General features: G+C 56.9%; 13 protein-coding genes and 1 pseudogene. 8 read left to right on the top strand and 6 right to left on the bottom strand.

The window, feature by feature from the left end:
• Position 1 precedes the first annotated feature (1 nt).
• The 4 genes from RSSM_RS03125 to RSSM_RS03110 form a co-directional block, all read right to left on the bottom strand.
• On the bottom strand, positions 2–1,033 hold the full coding sequence (locus tag RSSM_RS03125; protein ID WP_008674381.1) for an AAA family ATPase: 1,032 nt from the start codon (positions 1,031–1,033) through the stop codon (positions 2–4).
• A 363-nt stretch (positions 1,034–1,396) separates the two neighbouring features.
• Positions 1,397–1,825: a GNAT family N-acetyltransferase gene (locus RSSM_RS03120; protein ID WP_008674378.1), complete on the bottom strand. Its 429-nt coding sequence runs from the start codon at positions 1,823–1,825 to the stop codon at positions 1,397–1,399.
• A gap of 88 nt (positions 1,826–1,913) precedes the next feature.
• Positions 1,914–2,552, bottom strand: a complete 639-nt coding sequence (locus tag RSSM_RS03115; RefSeq protein WP_044300831.1) for a DUF2238 domain-containing protein — start codon at positions 2,550–2,552, stop codon at positions 1,914–1,916.
• 19 nt (positions 2,553–2,571) lie between these two features.
• On the bottom strand, positions 2,572–4,431 hold the full coding sequence (locus tag RSSM_RS03110) for a carbon starvation CstA family protein (protein WP_008674376.1): 1,860 nt from the start codon (positions 4,429–4,431) through the stop codon (positions 2,572–2,574).
• A 587-nt stretch (positions 4,432–5,018) separates the two neighbouring features.
• On the opposite strand from RSSM_RS03110, the gene RSSM_RS03105 reads away from it, so the two are divergent.
• Genes RSSM_RS03105 through RSSM_RS03090 form a run of 4 tightly spaced genes read left to right on the top strand, consistent with a single transcriptional unit; the run spans position 5,019 to position 8,590 of the window.
• A complete protein-coding gene (locus tag RSSM_RS03105; protein ID WP_008674374.1) occupies positions 5,019–6,572 on the top strand; it encodes an acyl-CoA carboxylase subunit beta in 1,554 nt (517 codons plus the stop codon).
• Positions 6,573–6,626: 54 nt separating this feature from the next.
• The gene (locus tag RSSM_RS03100) at positions 6,627–7,007 is read left to right on the top strand and encodes a biotin/lipoyl-containing protein (RefSeq protein ID WP_008674373.1); all 381 of its coding nucleotides are present in this window, start codon (positions 6,627–6,629) and stop codon (positions 7,005–7,007) included.
• Positions 7,004–7,423 (top strand): OadG family protein, encoded by a 420-nt coding sequence (locus RSSM_RS03095; protein ID WP_008674372.1) that lies wholly within the window; start codon positions 7,004–7,006, stop codon positions 7,421–7,423. Before RSSM_RS03100 ends, RSSM_RS03095 begins: the two co-directional genes overlap by 4 nt.
• Positions 7,424–7,444: 21 nt before the next feature.
• On the top strand, positions 7,445–8,590 hold the full coding sequence (locus RSSM_RS03090; RefSeq protein ID WP_008674371.1) for a sodium ion-translocating decarboxylase subunit beta: 1,146 nt from the start codon (positions 7,445–7,447) through the stop codon (positions 8,588–8,590).
• Positions 8,591–8,658: 68 nt separating this feature from the next.
• Here RSSM_RS03090 and RSSM_RS03085 read toward each other — a convergent pair whose 3' ends face one another.
• A complete protein-coding gene (locus tag RSSM_RS03085) occupies positions 8,659–9,177 on the bottom strand; it encodes a MarR family winged helix-turn-helix transcriptional regulator (RefSeq protein WP_236620904.1) in 519 nt (172 codons plus the stop codon).
• 602 nt (positions 9,178–9,779) lie between these two features.
• Here RSSM_RS03085 and RSSM_RS03080 point away from each other — a divergent pair.
• From RSSM_RS03080 to RSSM_RS03070, 4 genes and pseudogenes are all read left to right on the top strand, one after another.
• On the top strand, positions 9,780–11,168 hold the full coding sequence (locus RSSM_RS03080; protein WP_044300830.1) for an efflux RND transporter periplasmic adaptor subunit: 1,389 nt from the start codon (positions 9,780–9,782) through the stop codon (positions 11,166–11,168).
• Positions 11,165–14,320: pseudogene (locus RSSM_RS03075) on the top strand (efflux RND transporter permease subunit); the annotation flags it as partial. The gene RSSM_RS03080 and the pseudogene RSSM_RS03075, both read left to right, overlap by 4 nt.
• The gene (locus tag RSSM_RS35400; protein ID WP_390174040.1) at positions 14,321–14,956 is read left to right on the top strand and encodes a class I SAM-dependent methyltransferase; all 636 of its coding nucleotides are present in this window, start codon (positions 14,321–14,323) and stop codon (positions 14,954–14,956) included.
• Positions 14,957–15,003: 47 nt separating this feature from the next.
• On the top strand, positions 15,004–15,837 hold the full coding sequence (locus tag RSSM_RS03070; protein ID WP_008674367.1) for a c-type cytochrome: 834 nt from the start codon (positions 15,004–15,006) through the stop codon (positions 15,835–15,837).
• 107 nt (positions 15,838–15,944) lie between these two features.
• On the opposite strand, the gene RSSM_RS33585 is transcribed toward RSSM_RS03070, so the two are convergent.
• The coding region (locus tag RSSM_RS33585) for a hypothetical protein (protein WP_008674366.1) at positions 15,945–16,163 on the bottom strand (219 nt) is incomplete at its 5' end.

Below are 16,163 nucleotides of genomic sequence, written 5' to 3'. Positions count from 1 at the left end.
GCTATTGAGTTTCGTCCAACAAGCGGCCGATGATATCGCTCGCCGACAAACCTTCGGCTTGCGCGGCAAAGGTTGTGATGATTCGGTGAGTCAGCACCGGCAACGCGACCGAACGCACGTCTTCACTGCGGACCATATACGAACCATCGAGTGCGGCACGCGCTTTCGCACCGAGAATCAAATCCTGGACCGCGCGAGGTCCGGCGCCCCATGACACCAACGGCAGTAACCAGTCCGGCGCGGTTCCTCCCGCCGGGCGTGTTTTGCGGACGAGCTGCGCGGCCTCAACATAGATGTGCTCGGGAACCGGAATGCGCCGCACGAGGTCCTGGTGAGCGATGATTTCTTCGCCCGTCATGAGATGTTCGAGCGACGGCAAACGGCTGCCGGTCGTCGTTCGAGCGATCGCGATCTCTTCCTCCTCGGACGGATAGTCCAACTCAATCAACGCCATGAATCGGTCGAGCTGCGCCTCCGGGAGCGGATAGGTGCCTTCCTGCTCGACGGGGTTCTGCGTTGCCAGGACCATGAACGGCGGAGGTAAATCGAACCCTTTGCCGACAACCGTGATGCGTTGTTCCTGCATCGCCTCGAGCATCGCCGCCTGTGTCTTTGGCGGGGCCCGGTTGATCTCGTCGGCTAAGATGATGTTGGCGAAAACGGGACCGTGTGCGAACTCGAACTCGCGCCGCCCTTCCCCGTTGTCCTGCAGGATGTCAGTTCCCGTAATGTCCATCGGCATCAGATCGGGGGTGAACTGAATGCGGCTGAACTTCAGCGACATGGTCTCGGCGAGTTTGCTGACCAACAACGTCTTCGCCAAACCTGGCACACCCATCAACAAAGCGTGTCGTCGCGCGAACAAACACACCAACAAGAGGTCGATCGTGTCCCGCTGGCCGACGATGACCCGGCCTAGCTCCTCACGCAATCGATCGTGGGCTTTCCCGAGTCGGTCAACCGCCGCGACATCATCGTCGCTCAACGCGGATTCAGGACCGAGTGAATTGGACGGCATTACCGACTGCGACATGTTGAAGGTCCTGAGGGGCTGATCGATGTTGAGATCGCGATTCCCGGCGGGCGAGTTCGCGGCCACCAATCATAGCGGGCTGGAAGAGGCGGGGGCAAATAATCCGTTGGGGCGAGCCGACTCCTGATCAGCAAACGGGCAATACCGTCGGTATTGATCCGTTCAGTTGCGGGAGCGAATCGGTGTTCCTATCAAGACTCGGTTCGTGGCTCTAGGCGTCGTTGATGATTCATGTGGGCGCATGAAATGAATCTTTTTGAGAATCGACCAGCGATCCGGACATTCCGCAGCGAACACCCAAAGACGCTCGATCGCTACGTCCATCCACCGAAAGCCGCTCGTTATTCTTTGAGATCGGATCTTCTACAACGGAGCGTAACGCAGCACAAAGTAGCTACCGTCCTCGTTTTCACCTTCGCCTGCGACCGTCCAAGACTGCGAATGATAAAAGGAGAGAGCGGACGTGTTCATGGTGCTGCACTTCAACGTCCAAGGCCGAGGCAACCAATCGACCAATGAACCGAGCAGCAATTTGCCGACGCCTCGCCGTCGCATGGGTTCGGCCACGTAGAGGTGATGCACGAAACAGTCCGGTTGCCAAACCGACACGAATCCGACATTTCCCAATTTCGAGTCCTCCGCCACAAAAACGCGTTCACCTTCGGTGACCTTTTCGAAGTCAAGTAGTTCTGGTCTCAGGCTCGAGATCCACGCGGCATTCTGCAACGCGTCCATGTAGATTGAGGCAATCGACGGTGTGTCGGAATCGATGGCCGGACGTACCCTGATCATCGAATTTTGCTCACCGCGAGCCGTGTAACACAAAGAAACCTAATGAGTACTTTCACTGAATACTCCTTGCCGGCTCATTGCCTTGAGCTCATTGCATTGAGATGGCCGAATTTGAGATCGAAGAAGGCTCCCACCGATAAAAGAACGGCAACGCGATCATTGCACCGATCCAAGCCAAGGCAAGGTCTTTTTGTGCGTCCCAAATATCGCCTTGTTGACCGTTGTAGGATTCCGCCATCGCGGGTGAAAACGTCATCGCGATTTGCCACTCGATCACTTCATATGCGGCACCGATTGCCAGCACACAAACGACCGCTAAGCAGGCTCCCGCCAGTGGCGTTGCACGACAGAACACCTGCAGAAACTCCGAGAGCGGAGGCACGCCAAGACAACCAGATGCAAAATGAACCAACCGGTCGTAGTGGTTTCGCCTCCAATCAAAAAGATCCGACAGCGTGTGTCCGGTCAAGAATTGCATCGCCTCATCGTAAGGGACATATGAGTAGATCCACCGGGCACCGATCAGATGCAACCATAAGAACGCGATGCAGCATCCCAGCGACAGGCTCGATGGATGAAAACGCACCACCGCAATCACCAGCATCGCGACGCCAGCGACGGTTGGGACATGCTGCAGCACCAACTCGTTCGGGTAGTCCGCACCGATGAAAGAAAGCGGAATGGCGATTCCTGTCGCAATGATCGCTAACAATCGCATTGACATCATGTGAACGATCGGTGGAGGGTCACGATTGTTGCACCGACTTTTGACGCCGCCACAACACGATGCCTTCCACGACCATCCAGAACTGCAAACACAACACCGCGAGTGCGAATCCGAATAGCACCCAATCTCGGGCCGGCCACCAGTTGTTCACGAGGTCGAACGTCATCGCCCACGCAGGCATCAACAGCATCATGAACATCGGGATCGCCAAGACCGCGATCGGCCGACTTCGGCGTGCGAGATAAAACACCGACACCATCAACGCGAGTCCCGCGAGCAGTTGGTTGGTCGCTCCAAACAGCGGCCACAAAATCAAGCCGCCTTTGCCTGGAGCATCGCCAGCGAAAATTGCGATCAGCAACGCAACCGCGATCGCAAACCCCGTTGCAACAAACTTGTTCGCGCCGAACGAAAACCCTGCCGAACTCGACAGTTCGCTCAGAACGTATCGCTGCAAACGCGTCGCGGTATCGAGCGTCGTTGCGGCAAAACAGGCAACCATGACCGCCATGATCGCCACCCCCATCTTCAGCGGGATTCCGATCGAAGACATGAAGTTCGCTCCGCCGTCAATGAACGCGGCGAGCTTTTTGTCGAGTCCCTGTTTTCTCCAACCGCCATCTTGTGGAGCCGCGGATTGCGCCCCGTCCGCTTCCTCGGAAGGCGAGGGTAGGCCCGTTCGATAATACGAACGCCATGCGGGAGAACCATTCGTTGCGCTGGAGGTGTCGCTCGGTGTGGTGCGGGTGATCACCGTCTGGCCGTCGGTGACGGTTCTTTCGAGACGCCCCATCCCGACTCCCGCGCAGCAAGCCAAGATAACCAGCACCGCCAACATGCCTTCTCCGAGCATCGATCCGTAGCCAACGAGTTGGGCGTCCGAGGCGACCTTTAACTGTTTGCTCGTTGTGCCGCTGCTGACCATGCAGTGGAAACCGCTGCAGGCACCACAGGCGATTGTGATGAAGAGGAACGGAAAGATCGGTGGCGCGTCGGCGGGAATTTCAGTTGCGATCGCCGGAGCGGCCGACATCAAATCGGCTTCACCTCCGATTGAGGCCACTCCCAAACCGACCACCAACAAAACCAACGCGACCACCAATTGTAGACTGTTGATGAAGTCACGGGGTTGCAACAACAACCAAACCGGTAACACCGACGCTACAAACGCATACGCGAGGAGCAACCCGGTCCACACAACCACCGGCGTTGCGTAAACGGCATCGGCCGGCAACACGTCGGCGATGTCCAGTGGCAGGCGATACGCACCGAGGTAAACCGTCAAATACAAAATTCCCAGCCCGATCAGGCAAGGCACGACGAGAGCGTTACCGCGGCGAATGACGAACCATCCGATCACCACCGCAACCGGCATCGCCGTCCAGACGCTCAGCACCGATTCGGGATACAGTTTGAAGATGTTCGCGATGACGAGACCAAAGACAGCCAAGACGATCGAAAGCGCCATGGCCAACACGATCAAAAACAACAGTTTCGCCCGTTTCGAAATCAAATGTCCGGCGGCTTGACCGACCGATTCCCCACGGTTGCGGATCGAAATCACCAGGGCGGCCAGATCATGCACGCCACCGACAAGGATCGAACCAAAAATCACCCATAAGAGCGCCGGCAGCCAACCCCAAAAAACGGCCAACGCCGGGCCCACGATCGGTCCCGTTCCGGCGATGCTGGTGAAATGGTGCCCGAGCACGACGCTGCGGTCGGTGGGAACGAAATCAATGTCGTCGCGTTGGACCACGCTCGGCATCGGTTCGTCATCCCGGAGTGCAAACAGTTTTTTCGCTAAATAGCGGCCGTAGGTGTGGTACGCGATGACAAAACCGATCATCGACGCGATCGCAACAAACAGGGTGCTCATTCAAACTTCTTTCGGTATTCAGACGCCGGTGTGGCTCGCTAAGGGCTCCGGATTTGCCTCTCGGAATCGCCAAATCCTATTCTGCCACCCGTTCGCGCGATAGACCGATGCCGCATTTGAGGCGGTGAAATGGCGTCAAAACCGAAATCCGACCCTCACGTTCGGATCCGAACACTCGGGTTGAGTATGACGCTCGGCAACCCGGTCGCGGATGCGAGCCTGAATGTTGCTCTATGTACTTCTTGCGACATCCGTGAGTGGGATCTGAAGACGGCATGAAGACTTTGCGTGCTCCCCCACACCGCCACATAGCGGCGTGGAATACAACGGTCGTCGCAGTGGCATTTCCGCACAGGGGACGCCATCAATGGATCGGATCGTGCTATTGTTGGGCTTCAGTGGCGTTTCGGTGTCCACAGGTGATTCGCACACTGTGCGCGGATCATCTTCACTGCTGACATCGAATCGGCCGATTGTTACGTTGCACATACATCACGTTTAACGCATCTATCGGACTCCCGATGGGATTGCGGCGTGAATGTTTCGCGACAGCCCCACACTCGTTTGGACGTAATCGTCAAAAAAAGATGACCATCGACAAAACGCTTCTCGAAGACTTACAAAAACGGCGAGCCGAACGATCCCTCGGCGGTGGCGAAGAACGCATTAAGAAGGTTCACGCCAAAGGTGCCATGACGGCACGCGAACGGTTCGCGCAACTGTTCGAAGAAGGCACCTTCCAAGAATGGGGCATGCACGTCGAACACGCGTGCCACGATTTCGGGATGGAGAAGAAGGTCCTGCCGGGCGACGGCGTCGTCACCGGTGTCGGCCAAGTCAACGGGCGCTCGGTCGCCGGTTTTGCACAAGACTTCACCATCGGCGGCGGAGCACTCGGCCAACGGCATGCCAAGAAAATCTGCGACGTGATGGACTATGCCGCTGACTGCGGTCTTCCCTTTGTCGCCATCAATGATTCCGGCGGTGCTCGTATTCAAGAGGGCGTTGACGCCCTTTCAGGTTACGGGCAGGTCTTTTATCGCAACGTCGCGCTCTCGGGCTTGGTCCCGCAGATCGCGGTGATCGCGGGCAGTTGTGCCGGCGGGGCGGCCTACTCACCGGCCTTGATGGATTTCCTCATCATGACCCGTGACAACGCGAGCATGTTTATTTGTGGGCCGCAGGTCATCAAAGCCGCCACCGGCGTCGAAACGACGATGGAGGAGATCGGCAGCGCTGCGGCCAACGCGGGAATTAGCGGTAACGTTCACTTCGTTGCCGAAAACGATGCCCACGCGATCGAGTTGGTGCACGAACTACTGTCATACCTGCCGGCTAATAACCTCGACAATCCTCCCCACATGCCGGCCGAGAATATTAATCTCGAACCCGATCCGGTCATGGATACCCTCGTTCCTGAGGATCCTAAAGGGATGATGGACATGATGCCCGTTATTCAGCGAATCGTCGATGACGGAAAGTTCCTCGAAGTCCACCAACAATTCGCAACCAACCTGATCGTCGGCTTCGCCCGTGTGGACGGGATCGTCGTTGGTGTGATCGCGAACCAACCGAAAGTCAAAGCCGGTACGCTCGACATTGATGCGTCGGACAAAGGGGCTCGGTTCATTCGATTCTGCAACGCGTTCAACATCCCGCTGCTGACTCTCGTCGACGTGCCTGGTTTCTTGCCTGGCGTTCAACAAGAACAGGGCGGCATCATCCGGCACGGTGCCAAGATGCTCTTTGCATACTGTGCGGCGACGGTGCCCAAGATCACCGTGATCGTTCGCAAAGCGTATGGCGGTTCTTATCTCGCGATGTGCAGCCGAGACATGGGAGCCGACGTCGTGTTCGCGTGGCCAACCGCAGAGATTGCCGTGATGGGAGCCGACGGTGCGGCCAACGTTTTGTACCGCCGAGAAATCGAAGCGGCCGAAGACAAAGCGGCCAAACGAGCGGAGCTGGTCAAAGAGTATCACGATCAGTTTGCGTCACCATACATGGCCGCGTCGCGCGGTATGATCACCGACGTGATTGAACCGTCCACCACACGTTCGAACGTTTCACTCGCCCTTCGCAGCACATTGATGAAGAGCGAAACACGTCCGCCGAAGAAGCACGGTTTGATTCCGCTATAAAAGGCCAACCTCGACCCATCACGACAACACCGTCAGACGCTCGAAAGCAGAAGCATGAAAAAACTGAAAATCACCGTCGAAGGCAAGGCGTACGAAGTTACCGTCGAACGGATGGATGACTCCGATGGCTCGCCCGCATCCGCCCCGCTCGCCGCACCGGCACCGGCTCAACAAGCCGCCCCGGTCAAACGCGCCGACAGCAGCCCACGACCGCCGATCAAGGCGGGATCGATCACGAGTCCGATGGCCGGCGTCGTGCTTTCGGTGCAAGTTGCCGACGGCGATGAAGTCGAACAGGAGCAACTGCTGCTCGTGCTCGAAGCGATGAAGATGGAAAACCAAATCATCGCCCCGGCTCCCTCCAAGGTGGCCAAGGTTCATGTCAAAGCGGGTGAATCCGTCGCCGAAGGTCAAGTCTTGGTGGAACTCGAATGAGCACAGCGATCCTCTTAGCGGAGGCGACCGAGTCACGGTTCGCCCCACTGTTCGAAGAGACCGGTATCGCGTTGGCGGTCATGGGCATGGTCGTGGTCTTCCTCGCCCTGATTGTTCTGATCACGATCATCAGTCTGTTTCCGGTGGCCATGGCGGTGATCGAAAAGATTCTGCCTGAGTCGAGCCATCACGCGGCCGCGCCAAAGAAGACGCCGAAACCCGCCGCACCTGTCGCCGACGATGGTGCCATCCCCGGACACATTTTGGCAATCATTGCTGCCGCCGTCGCGGAAGCAGAACCCGGACCGGTTCGGATCGTTCGGACCCGCCAATTGACCACCTCGGAACTCGCGTGGACGCTCGAAGGCCGTATTCGGCATCACGCTTCCCACCGTCTGCAAACACGCAACCGCTAGTCGGTTGTGAAGAGAACTTCGATGAACACCGATATTTTGTTTTCCAAAGCCAGCGAACTACTCGAGACGACCGCCTTTGGCAGTCTCGAACTCGGCAACGTCATCATGATCGTGGTCGGGTTGATCTTTATCTTTCTCGCGATCACGAAGGACTACGAGCCGTTACTGCTCGTCCCGATCGGGTTTGGGATCGTCGTCGGCAATATCCCCGCCGTGCCCGGCATGCCGCTGAGCGTTTATGACGACGGGAGCGTGATGCAGTATCTGTATTTCGGTGTCGCCAAAGGGGTGTATCCGCCGCTGATCTTTCTAGGTATCGGCGCGATGACGGACTTCTCCACGATGCTGTCCAACCCGAAGTTGATCCTGCTCGGTGCGGCCGCACAAATTGGTGTGTTCCTTACTTTTCTCGGTGCCCTCGTGCTCGGGTTCAATCCGAACGAAGCCGGTGCGATCGGTATCATTGGTGGTGCGGATGGACCAACGGCTATTTTCCTGTCGTCCAAACTCGCTCCCGATTTGCTCGGTGCGATCGCGATCGCGGCTTATTCATACATGGCGCTCGTGCCAGTGATCCAGCCGCCGATCATGAAACTGCTGACGACGAAAGACGAACGCGTCATCCGGATGAAACCGTCACGTCAAGTTTCCACGCGAGAGCGAATCATCTTTCCCGTGATCGCGTTTCTCGTCTGCACGATGCTGGCTCCCGGAGCGATCGTGTTGATCGGGATGTTGTTCTTCGGCAATTTGCTCAAAGAATGCACGGTCACCGATCGGCTCGCCGCGACAGCCCGTACGGCGATGATCGACGTTGTTACGATTTTGCTCGGCTTCTGTGTCGGTGCGAGTACCAGTGCGTCGCACTTTCTCAAACCCGAATCGATCTTGATCTTCTGCCTCGGTGCGTTGGCGTTCGCCGTTGCGACCGCGAGCGGCGTGATGTTCGCCAAATTCATGAACCTGTTCCTGCGAGAGAAAATCAATCCGCTGATCGGCGCTGCCGGCGTGTCCGCGGTTCCTGATTCCGCACGCGTCGTTCAGATGGTCGGCCAGCAAAACGACCCGCAGAACTTTCTGCTCATGCACGCGATGGCTCCCAACGTCGCCGGTGTGATCGGATCTGCGATCGCCGCCGGTGTGCTCTGGTCGCAGTTGGTTCAGTAAGCAGTCGTTTCAGCAGGACAGCCAACGACGCGGGAGTCTCACGTCGAAAGAACGTGGTGGCTCGCAACCTACTCAGCCGCCGCGATCGATGACCGCACTTTACCTAGCAGGTTAACCAGGCTGCGCAGTTCCTCGTCGGACATCCCGGCCATCAACCGGAGTTCGAGTTCGTCGAGTGGTTCGCGGAGCTCCTCACAAAGATCATGCCCCGTCTCGGTGATCGCGATATAGACGACGCGCCGGTCTCGTTTGCAGCGTCGACGCTCGACCAGCCCGTGCTTTTCGAGTTGGTCGACTAACCCGGTAATGGCCGGGACCACATGGATCATTCGTTCCCCGATCTCGCCGCAGGTGAGCGGCCGATCGGCCAGGTCGAGGCTTCTTAAGACGTTGAAACGAGACAGCGTCAGCCCATGCTCGCGAAATAATCGCGACGCTTTATTGGCGATCTGGTCGCCGACACGCAGCAGATTAAGGAGCGTTTCTTGCTGTAACGACGCGAACGGGACCGGGCGTTTGAGTTCCTCTCGAAGATTCATTGAAACAATATTATCCCTAAGAGCTTGACCGGCAAGTATCTTACTCATAAAACACTTCCGCTCAAAATGAGCCTGCTAGGGGGTGTAGGGCTCTTGGATCTGGCGGAAATCGCAAACGAATTGGACTGGGGAGCCCGGTGCGCTGTTTTGCGGGGACCGTCGACGAAACGCCATCTACGGTGTCGACCGACTTCTGTGTCCGCGCGGAACCCGTGCGAGACAACCCAAGCCTGATCTGAGAAAGCCCACTTCGAGAAAAGCCCACGTCGAGGAAAGCCGTCCGAGAAGATATCCGCCGCGAAAATACAGCCTGCCCCGAGAACCCCGAATTGTCCCCGAGAGGACGTTGTCTTCGAGAAATCATTGTTTCCGAGAGCACATCTTGGTTTCCGATAGGACTCTTGGTTTCCGATACGACACAGCCTCAAGAAAATATGCCTCCGAGAGAAAGGTCCCTTTCAACAAACGTTCGCCCAAGCCTAACCGGCGGAGCTGTTTGAGATCGGAACTGAACACCTTGAATTGCCCTTCTAGAGAATTGCCAGTCTAGAGAATTGCCAGTCCAGAGGATTGCGAGTCCAGAGAATTTCCAGTCCAGAGAATTTCCAGTCCAGGTCGCCTCCTGTCTTTCACATCACATAGACACCACCTTGAATACCACCTGTAAATCTTTCGTTGCCTCCCTGTGTCTCGGGACGCTGTTGTTGATCGGTTGTGCCCCCGGCCAGCAAGCTCCGCCGCAGCGGCCACCGGTAACAGTTACCGTCGCCTCTCCTGTCAAGAAAAAGATTGTCGAGTGGGACGCTTACACCGGCCGCCTCGAACCGATCGAGTTTGTCGAAGTTCGAGCCCGTGTCAGTGGCTATCTGCAATCGATTCATTTCGACGAAGGACAGATGGTCAACGAAGGCGATCTTCTTTTTGTAATCGACCCGCGGCCATTCCAAGCCGAGCTCGATTCGGCCAAGGCGGCGATGAGCCAAGCCCAATCGCAACTGCAACAAGCGCGGGCATCGATGGGAGAAGCCAAAGCTCAACGTCTGCAAGCCGATGCCCAAGTCCAACTCGCCGACGCGCGGGTCAAACGGGCCCGGACGCTGATGCAGCGGAGCGCGACCAGCGCCGAGGAACTCGACCAACGCGAAGCCGAATATCTTCAAGCCAAAGCCGACACCGAGGCAGCACGTGCCGGAATCGAGTCGGCGCAGGCCATGATCGAAACAGCCAACGCGGCAATCGAATCGGCTCAGGCGGGAATCGATACCGCGGAACTGAATCTCAGCTACTGCCGGATCTCTTCCCCCGTGACCGGTCGGATTAGCCGTGAGTACGTTACCGAAGGCAACTTGATCAGTGGCGGTACCGGATCGCCAACGCTTCTAACAACGATCACGTCGGTGGACCCGATTTACTGCACGTTCGATGCGAACGAACAGCAGGTTCTCAAATACATTCGTTTGGCAAAGTCGGGCCAACGTGAAAGCTCTCGCGTTGCCAAGAACCCCGTCTTTGTCGGACTCGTCGATGAAGAAGGTTTCCCACACACCGGACACATGGACTTTGTGGACAACCGTTTCGATGTCGATACCGCGAGCATGCGGGCACGTTGCATTCTGTCTAACGATGACCAGGTGTTGTTGCCGGGAATGTTCGCTCGTGTTCGTATTCCCGGTAGCGCCGCGTACGAGGCCGTCCTCATCCCCGATTCCGCGATCGGTACCGACCAAGCCTCGCAGTACGTCTACATCGTGAACAACTCCGTCATCGAACGGCGCGCGGTGAAGGTAGGACCAATCGTCGACGGATTGCGAGTCGTGCGTGAAGGGCTCGTCGGCGACGAAAGTCTCGTCATCGAAGGACTGTTGCAGGCCCGACCTGAGATGGAAGTGAAGACGGTCGAAGGAACCGTTGAGGTGATCGAAGATGGTCTCCCGGATGACTACCAAACCGTTCCGAAAGAGCAGTGGTTGGCGCCCGAAGGCTCCGCCCAATCGGACACCGCTGTGGTGCATCCGCCTGCGACGGGAGACTTCTCATGAAATTCCCTCACTTCTTCATTGAACGGCCGATCTTCGCGTCGGTGCTATCGTTCCTGATCGTGCTCGTTGGTGGAATCACCTATTTCAATCTTCCGGTTTCACAGTATCCGAACGTCGCACCGCCGACCATTCTCGTCCGTGCCAGTTATCCCGGTGCGACGCCTCAAGTGATCGCGGACACCGTTGCGACCCCGATCGAACAAGAAATGAACGGCGTCGACGACATGTTGTACATGGAGTCTTCGTCGAGTGCCGACGGCACGATGCAGCTCACCGTGACGTTTAAATTGGGCACCGACCTCGACGATGCTCAGGTGTTGGTGCAAAACCGCGTTGCGATCGCGGAATCAAGGCTTCCCGAACAAGTACGCCAGATCGGCGTGACGACGAAGAAGCAGATTCCCGACATGTTGATGGTTGTCCACCTGAACTCGCCTGACGAGAGTCGTGACACACTGTACATCAGCAACTACGCCTTCCTCCGGGTTCGCGATGCGTTGATGCGTCTCGATGGTGTCGGCGACATTCGTATCGCTGGCGGTAACGAGTACGCGATGCGTGTGTGGTTGGACATCGAGAAGATGACACACGTCGACCTAACCGCGGGCGACGTGGTTGATGCCATCCGTCGCCAAAACGTTCAAGTCGCCGCCGGTGTCATCGGTCAACCGCCGACGGACGACGCCGGCGATTTCCAACTCAACGTCACCACGCAGGGGCGATTGGCGGACACGCAAGATTTCGGCCAAATCATCGTCAAACGCGGCGACGACGGACGGGTGACGCGACTCGCCGACGTCGCGCGGGTGGAACTCGGTGCCCAGGATTATTCACGTCTGAGTTACCTCGATGGCAAACCCGCCATCGCGGTGTTGGTCTATCAGCGTCCCGGTACCAACGCGGTCGAAACTGCCAAACAGGTCAAGGAAACGATGGCCAGCATGCGGCCGGACTTCCCCGAAGGACTCGACTACGAGATCGCGTACAACCCAACGGACTTCGTTGAGGAATCGATTAGCGAGGTGTTCTTCACGCTCTTTATCACGACGCTGTTCGTGGTGTTGACGGTGTTCCTGTTCCTGCACCACTGGCGTCCGACGATCATTCCCGTCGCCGCGATTCCGATTTCGTTGATCGGTACGTTTGCCGTGATGCAGTTGATCGGAGTTACGCTGAACACGCTATCTCTCTTCGGGCTCGTGCTCGCGATCGGCATCGTTGTGGACGACGCGATCGTTGTTGTTGAGAATGTTGAGCGTTTGATCCGCGAAGGTCTCTCGCCACGCGAAGCCGCCCACAAGGCGATGGATGAAGTGGGTTCGGCACTGATCGCGACCACGTTGGTTTTGATCGCGGTGTTTGTGCCGACGGTTTTCGTCCCCAGCATCAGCGGTCAATTCTATCAACAGTTTGCGTTGACGATTTCGATCTCGACGGCGATCTCGACGTTTGTCTCACTGACGCTCACTCCGGCGCTTTGTGCTCTGCTCTTGCAGGCTCCTGATGCGAAGAAGGGTCGGTTCGCGAAGATCATCGACGCTTGTTTCGGATGGTTCTTCAACTTGTTCAACCGAACGTTCGATCGTACGAGCAATTTCTACGCGGCAATCATCGCAAGATTGGTCCGAGGGTCCGCGATTGTCTTGCTGCTTTACGGCGGGCTGTTGGTCGCAACCGGGTTCAGCTTCTCGTTGGTCCCGACGGGATTCATCCCCGAGCAAGATCAAGGATACGTGATTGTCAGTATCCGTTTGCCTGACGGTGCGGCATTGGCCCGGACCGATGAAGTGACCAAGCAGGTTGCCCAGATCGGTAGTGAGATCGATGGGGTCGCGCACGCGGTCGGAATCGTTGGCCTGTCCGGTTCAACATTTACGATCAGTCCCAACGCGGCCGTGACGTTTCTGCCACTCGAGGACGCCAAAGAGCGGGCCGCACGAGGGCGCAGTGTCGAAAAAATTGTCAGCGAAATGCGGCAGAACGTGGCGTCCATCAACGAAGCCCAAATCTTCATCATCCCGCCGCCGCCGGTTCGCGGTATTGGACGTGGTGGTGGATTCAAGATGTACATCCAGGATCGCAGCGGAGCCGGACCCGAAGTCCTTAATGCCGTTACCGAAGGGATGGTCGCCGAAGCCAACCAGAAGCCTGGCATCGTTCAGGTGTTTACGAACTCACGCATGAGCGTGCCGCAGATCTACGCGGACGTTGACCGGATCAAAGCGGAGATGCTCGATATTCCGGTCAGTAACGTGTTCGAGGCGCTGCAGGTCTACCTGGGTTCAACGTATATCAATGACTTCAACCTGCTCGGACGAACCTACCGGGTGACCGCCCAGGCGGAGCAGGAGTTTCGAGATGACCCGGAAGACATTTTGCGTTTGCGAACGCGGAGTGCTCGGGGAGCGAGCGTTTCACTCGGTTCGGTTGTTAAGCTCAAACGGATCGCCGGACCTGATCGTTTGGTGCGTTTCAATCTGTTCCCCGCCGCTGATATCAACGGTTCGACGTTGCCGGGATTCAGTACCGGTCAGTCGCTTTCCACAATGGAAGAACTCGCCGACGTCAGTTTGCCTCCTGGGTTCGGGTACGAGTGGACGGAGATCGCATATCAAGAACGCCAGGCCGGAAACACGATCGTGTTCCTGTTCCCGCTTGCGGTCTTGTTTGTGTTCCTTGCACTGGCGGCCCAGTACGAGAGTTGGTTGTTGCCGCTGGCGATTATCCTGATCGTTCCGCTGTGTTTGCTGTTTGCGTTAATCGGTGTTTGGTTCCGTGGAATGGACAACAACATCCTGACGCAGATCGGATTCATCGTTCTGATCGGATTGGCGTGTAAGAACGCGATTCTGATCGTTGAGTTCGCCAAGGCGGAAGAAGACAACGGAAAGGACCGTTTCCAGGCCGCGGTGGATGCATGTCGAATGCGTTTGCGTCCGATTCTGATGACCGCATTTTCGTTCATCCTCGGGGTAATTCCGTTGTTGATCGCAACGGGAGCCGGTTTTGAAATGCGACGTGTTCTTGGTACGGCTGTATTTGCGGGGATGCTCGGTGTGACGTTGTTCGGGTTGTTCCTTACGCCCGTGTTCTACGTCGTGCTGCGTCGTTTTGCCAAGCAACCATCGCTCGCCGCCGACGGCGGGCCTGCCATCGCCGATAACCCATCGGTAAACGCAACCGAGCGAACGATTGTTGCTTCGGAATTCGAGCAACGCTACGACGATCGTCCGCCTTGGGACATCGGACGGCCGCAGCCTCTGATCGTCGATAACGCGAACAAGATCAAGGGGTCGGTCCTGGATGTCGGCTGTGGTACCGGAGAAAACTCGTTGTTCTTCGCCGAACGCGGCCATGAGGTCACTGGCATTGATTTCCTCTCAGGCCCAATTGAATCGGCAACGCAGAAGAATGCTCAGCGTGGTTTGAAGGTCACGTTCAAACAGCACGACGCGTTAAAGTTGTCGCAGTTGAATCAGAAATTCGACAACGTGGTCGATAGCGGTCTACTGCACAGTTTCTCCGACTCCGATCTTCACAAGTATGTCGACGAACTCGCCGCCGTCACGCACGTCGGTTCCAAACTGATGCTGCTTTGTTTCAGCGACGAGGAACCTGGGCAGAAAGGTCCACGGCGTCTGAGCGAAACCGACATTCGAGAATTATTCGCCGAAGGTTGGAACATCGGATCGATGACTCGCACGCAGTTCGTTGTTCGAGAAGATACCAGAGCGAACTACAGTAAAGACGGACCACATGCATGGTTTGTCATCGCTGAACGAGTGTAGGTAAAACCGAGTGAGCGTTAACGGATTGCAATTCCTTTTTATCGACAGTGGAACCGATGTTCGACAATAAACGATTGCTGTGGTTGCTTGCCCTTGTTGCCGCGTTCCTGTTCGGACCCTATCGGAGTCCGGCGGATGAACCGAACGCATCGCAGGGGACCGAACGAAAGCTTCCTCCGGGGGAACTCGGGCGATTGGTTCAACTCGGCCGCGAGATTGTGGAGAACACGCACGATCATCCACTGTCGAAGGAATTCGTCGGCAACTCACTCGATTGCACGTCATGTCATTTGGACGCGGGGACGCATCCGGAAGCGGCGAGTTTTCTCGGTGTTGCCACGGCCTATCCCGCTTGGTCACCTCGCGAGAAACGTGTGATCACGCTTCAAGACCGAGCGTTGAACTGTTTTATGCGGAGCCAAAACGGGACACGTCCGCCGGTTGGCAGTCAAGTCGCCGTCGCGATTACCGCCTACATCACTTGGTTGTCGACGGATCAACCGATCCGCATGAATCCGGATAAGCCGCTCGGCCCCAATCACGTGCCGCCGCTTGAACAGACGACCGGTGACATCGATCGGGGCAAAACACTCTATGAAGACAACTGTGCCTACTGCCATGGAGACAACGGCGAAGGTAGTGACGACGGGCCACCGGTTTGGGGCGATGAATCCTACAACGACGGTGCTGGATTGAGCCGTGTCCCCAAACTCGCCTCTTGGCTCAAGGTCGCCATGCCGCTCGACGACACGACGTTGACCTCACAAGAAGCACTCGACATTGCCGCATACGTCAACAGCCACTCACGCCCCAAGTTCCGTCTGCAGGACCATCTGCCGGAAGAAGGCAAAGCCGGAGTTTACAACGGCGACGGTAGATAACTGTGTTGCTTTCGCCGTTTTCTACCACCACGAACAAGCCAATCAAATCGCCTCTCGATTCGTGCCGCAGACGCTTTGATCGCAGCGATGATTCCAACCGTCTGTGATTATTCGGTGTCTCGAGGTGTCGTGTCGAGGTAGATGCTCAGTGCACGGTCGATGGATGAGAGGAGAGCGACCTGGACGTTGTTCCGGTGGGTCTTGAGGATGTACCAAACGACCAGGAACAGGCCGACGATCCAGAGGGTTCCGGCGATCGAGTTGAAACGAATGAGTTCGAGAAGATCGCTGAGGTCGTCGCCGGTATAAGTTCTTAGAAACGTCAT

This window comes from Aporhodopirellula sallentina SM41 (genome assembly GCF_000346505.1).
Classification (GTDB): domain Bacteria; phylum Planctomycetota; class Planctomycetia; order Pirellulales; family Pirellulaceae; genus Rhodopirellula; species Rhodopirellula sallentina.
This window is presented reverse-complemented; position numbering and strand designations above follow the sequence as displayed.

Coding starts and splice junctions, on each gene's coding strand:
- RSSM_RS03120 (WP_008674378.1), bottom strand. CDS start 1,825: ATGATCAGGGTACGTCCGGCCATCGATTCCGACACACCGTCGATTGCC.
- RSSM_RS03095 (WP_008674372.1), top strand. CDS start 7,004: ATGAGCACAGCGATCCTCTTAGCGGAGGCGACCGAGTCACGGTTCGCC.
- RSSM_RS03100 (WP_008674373.1), top strand. CDS start 6,627: ATGAAAAAACTGAAAATCACCGTCGAAGGCAAGGCGTACGAAGTTACC.
- RSSM_RS03090 (WP_008674371.1), top strand. CDS start 7,445: ATGAACACCGATATTTTGTTTTCCAAAGCCAGCGAACTACTCGAGACG.
- RSSM_RS03125 (WP_008674381.1), bottom strand. CDS start 1,033: ATGTCGCAGTCGGTAATGCCGTCCAATTCACTCGGTCCTGAATCCGCG.
- RSSM_RS03085 (WP_236620904.1), bottom strand. CDS start 9,177: ATGAGTAAGATACTTGCCGGTCAAGCTCTTAGGGATAATATTGTTTCA.
- RSSM_RS03105 (WP_008674374.1), top strand. CDS start 5,019: ATGACCATCGACAAAACGCTTCTCGAAGACTTACAAAAACGGCGAGCC.
- RSSM_RS03115 (WP_044300831.1), bottom strand. CDS start 2,552: ATGATGTCAATGCGATTGTTAGCGATCATTGCGACAGGAATCGCCATT.
- RSSM_RS03110 (WP_008674376.1), bottom strand. CDS start 4,431: ATGAGCACCCTGTTTGTTGCGATCGCGTCGATGATCGGTTTTGTCATC.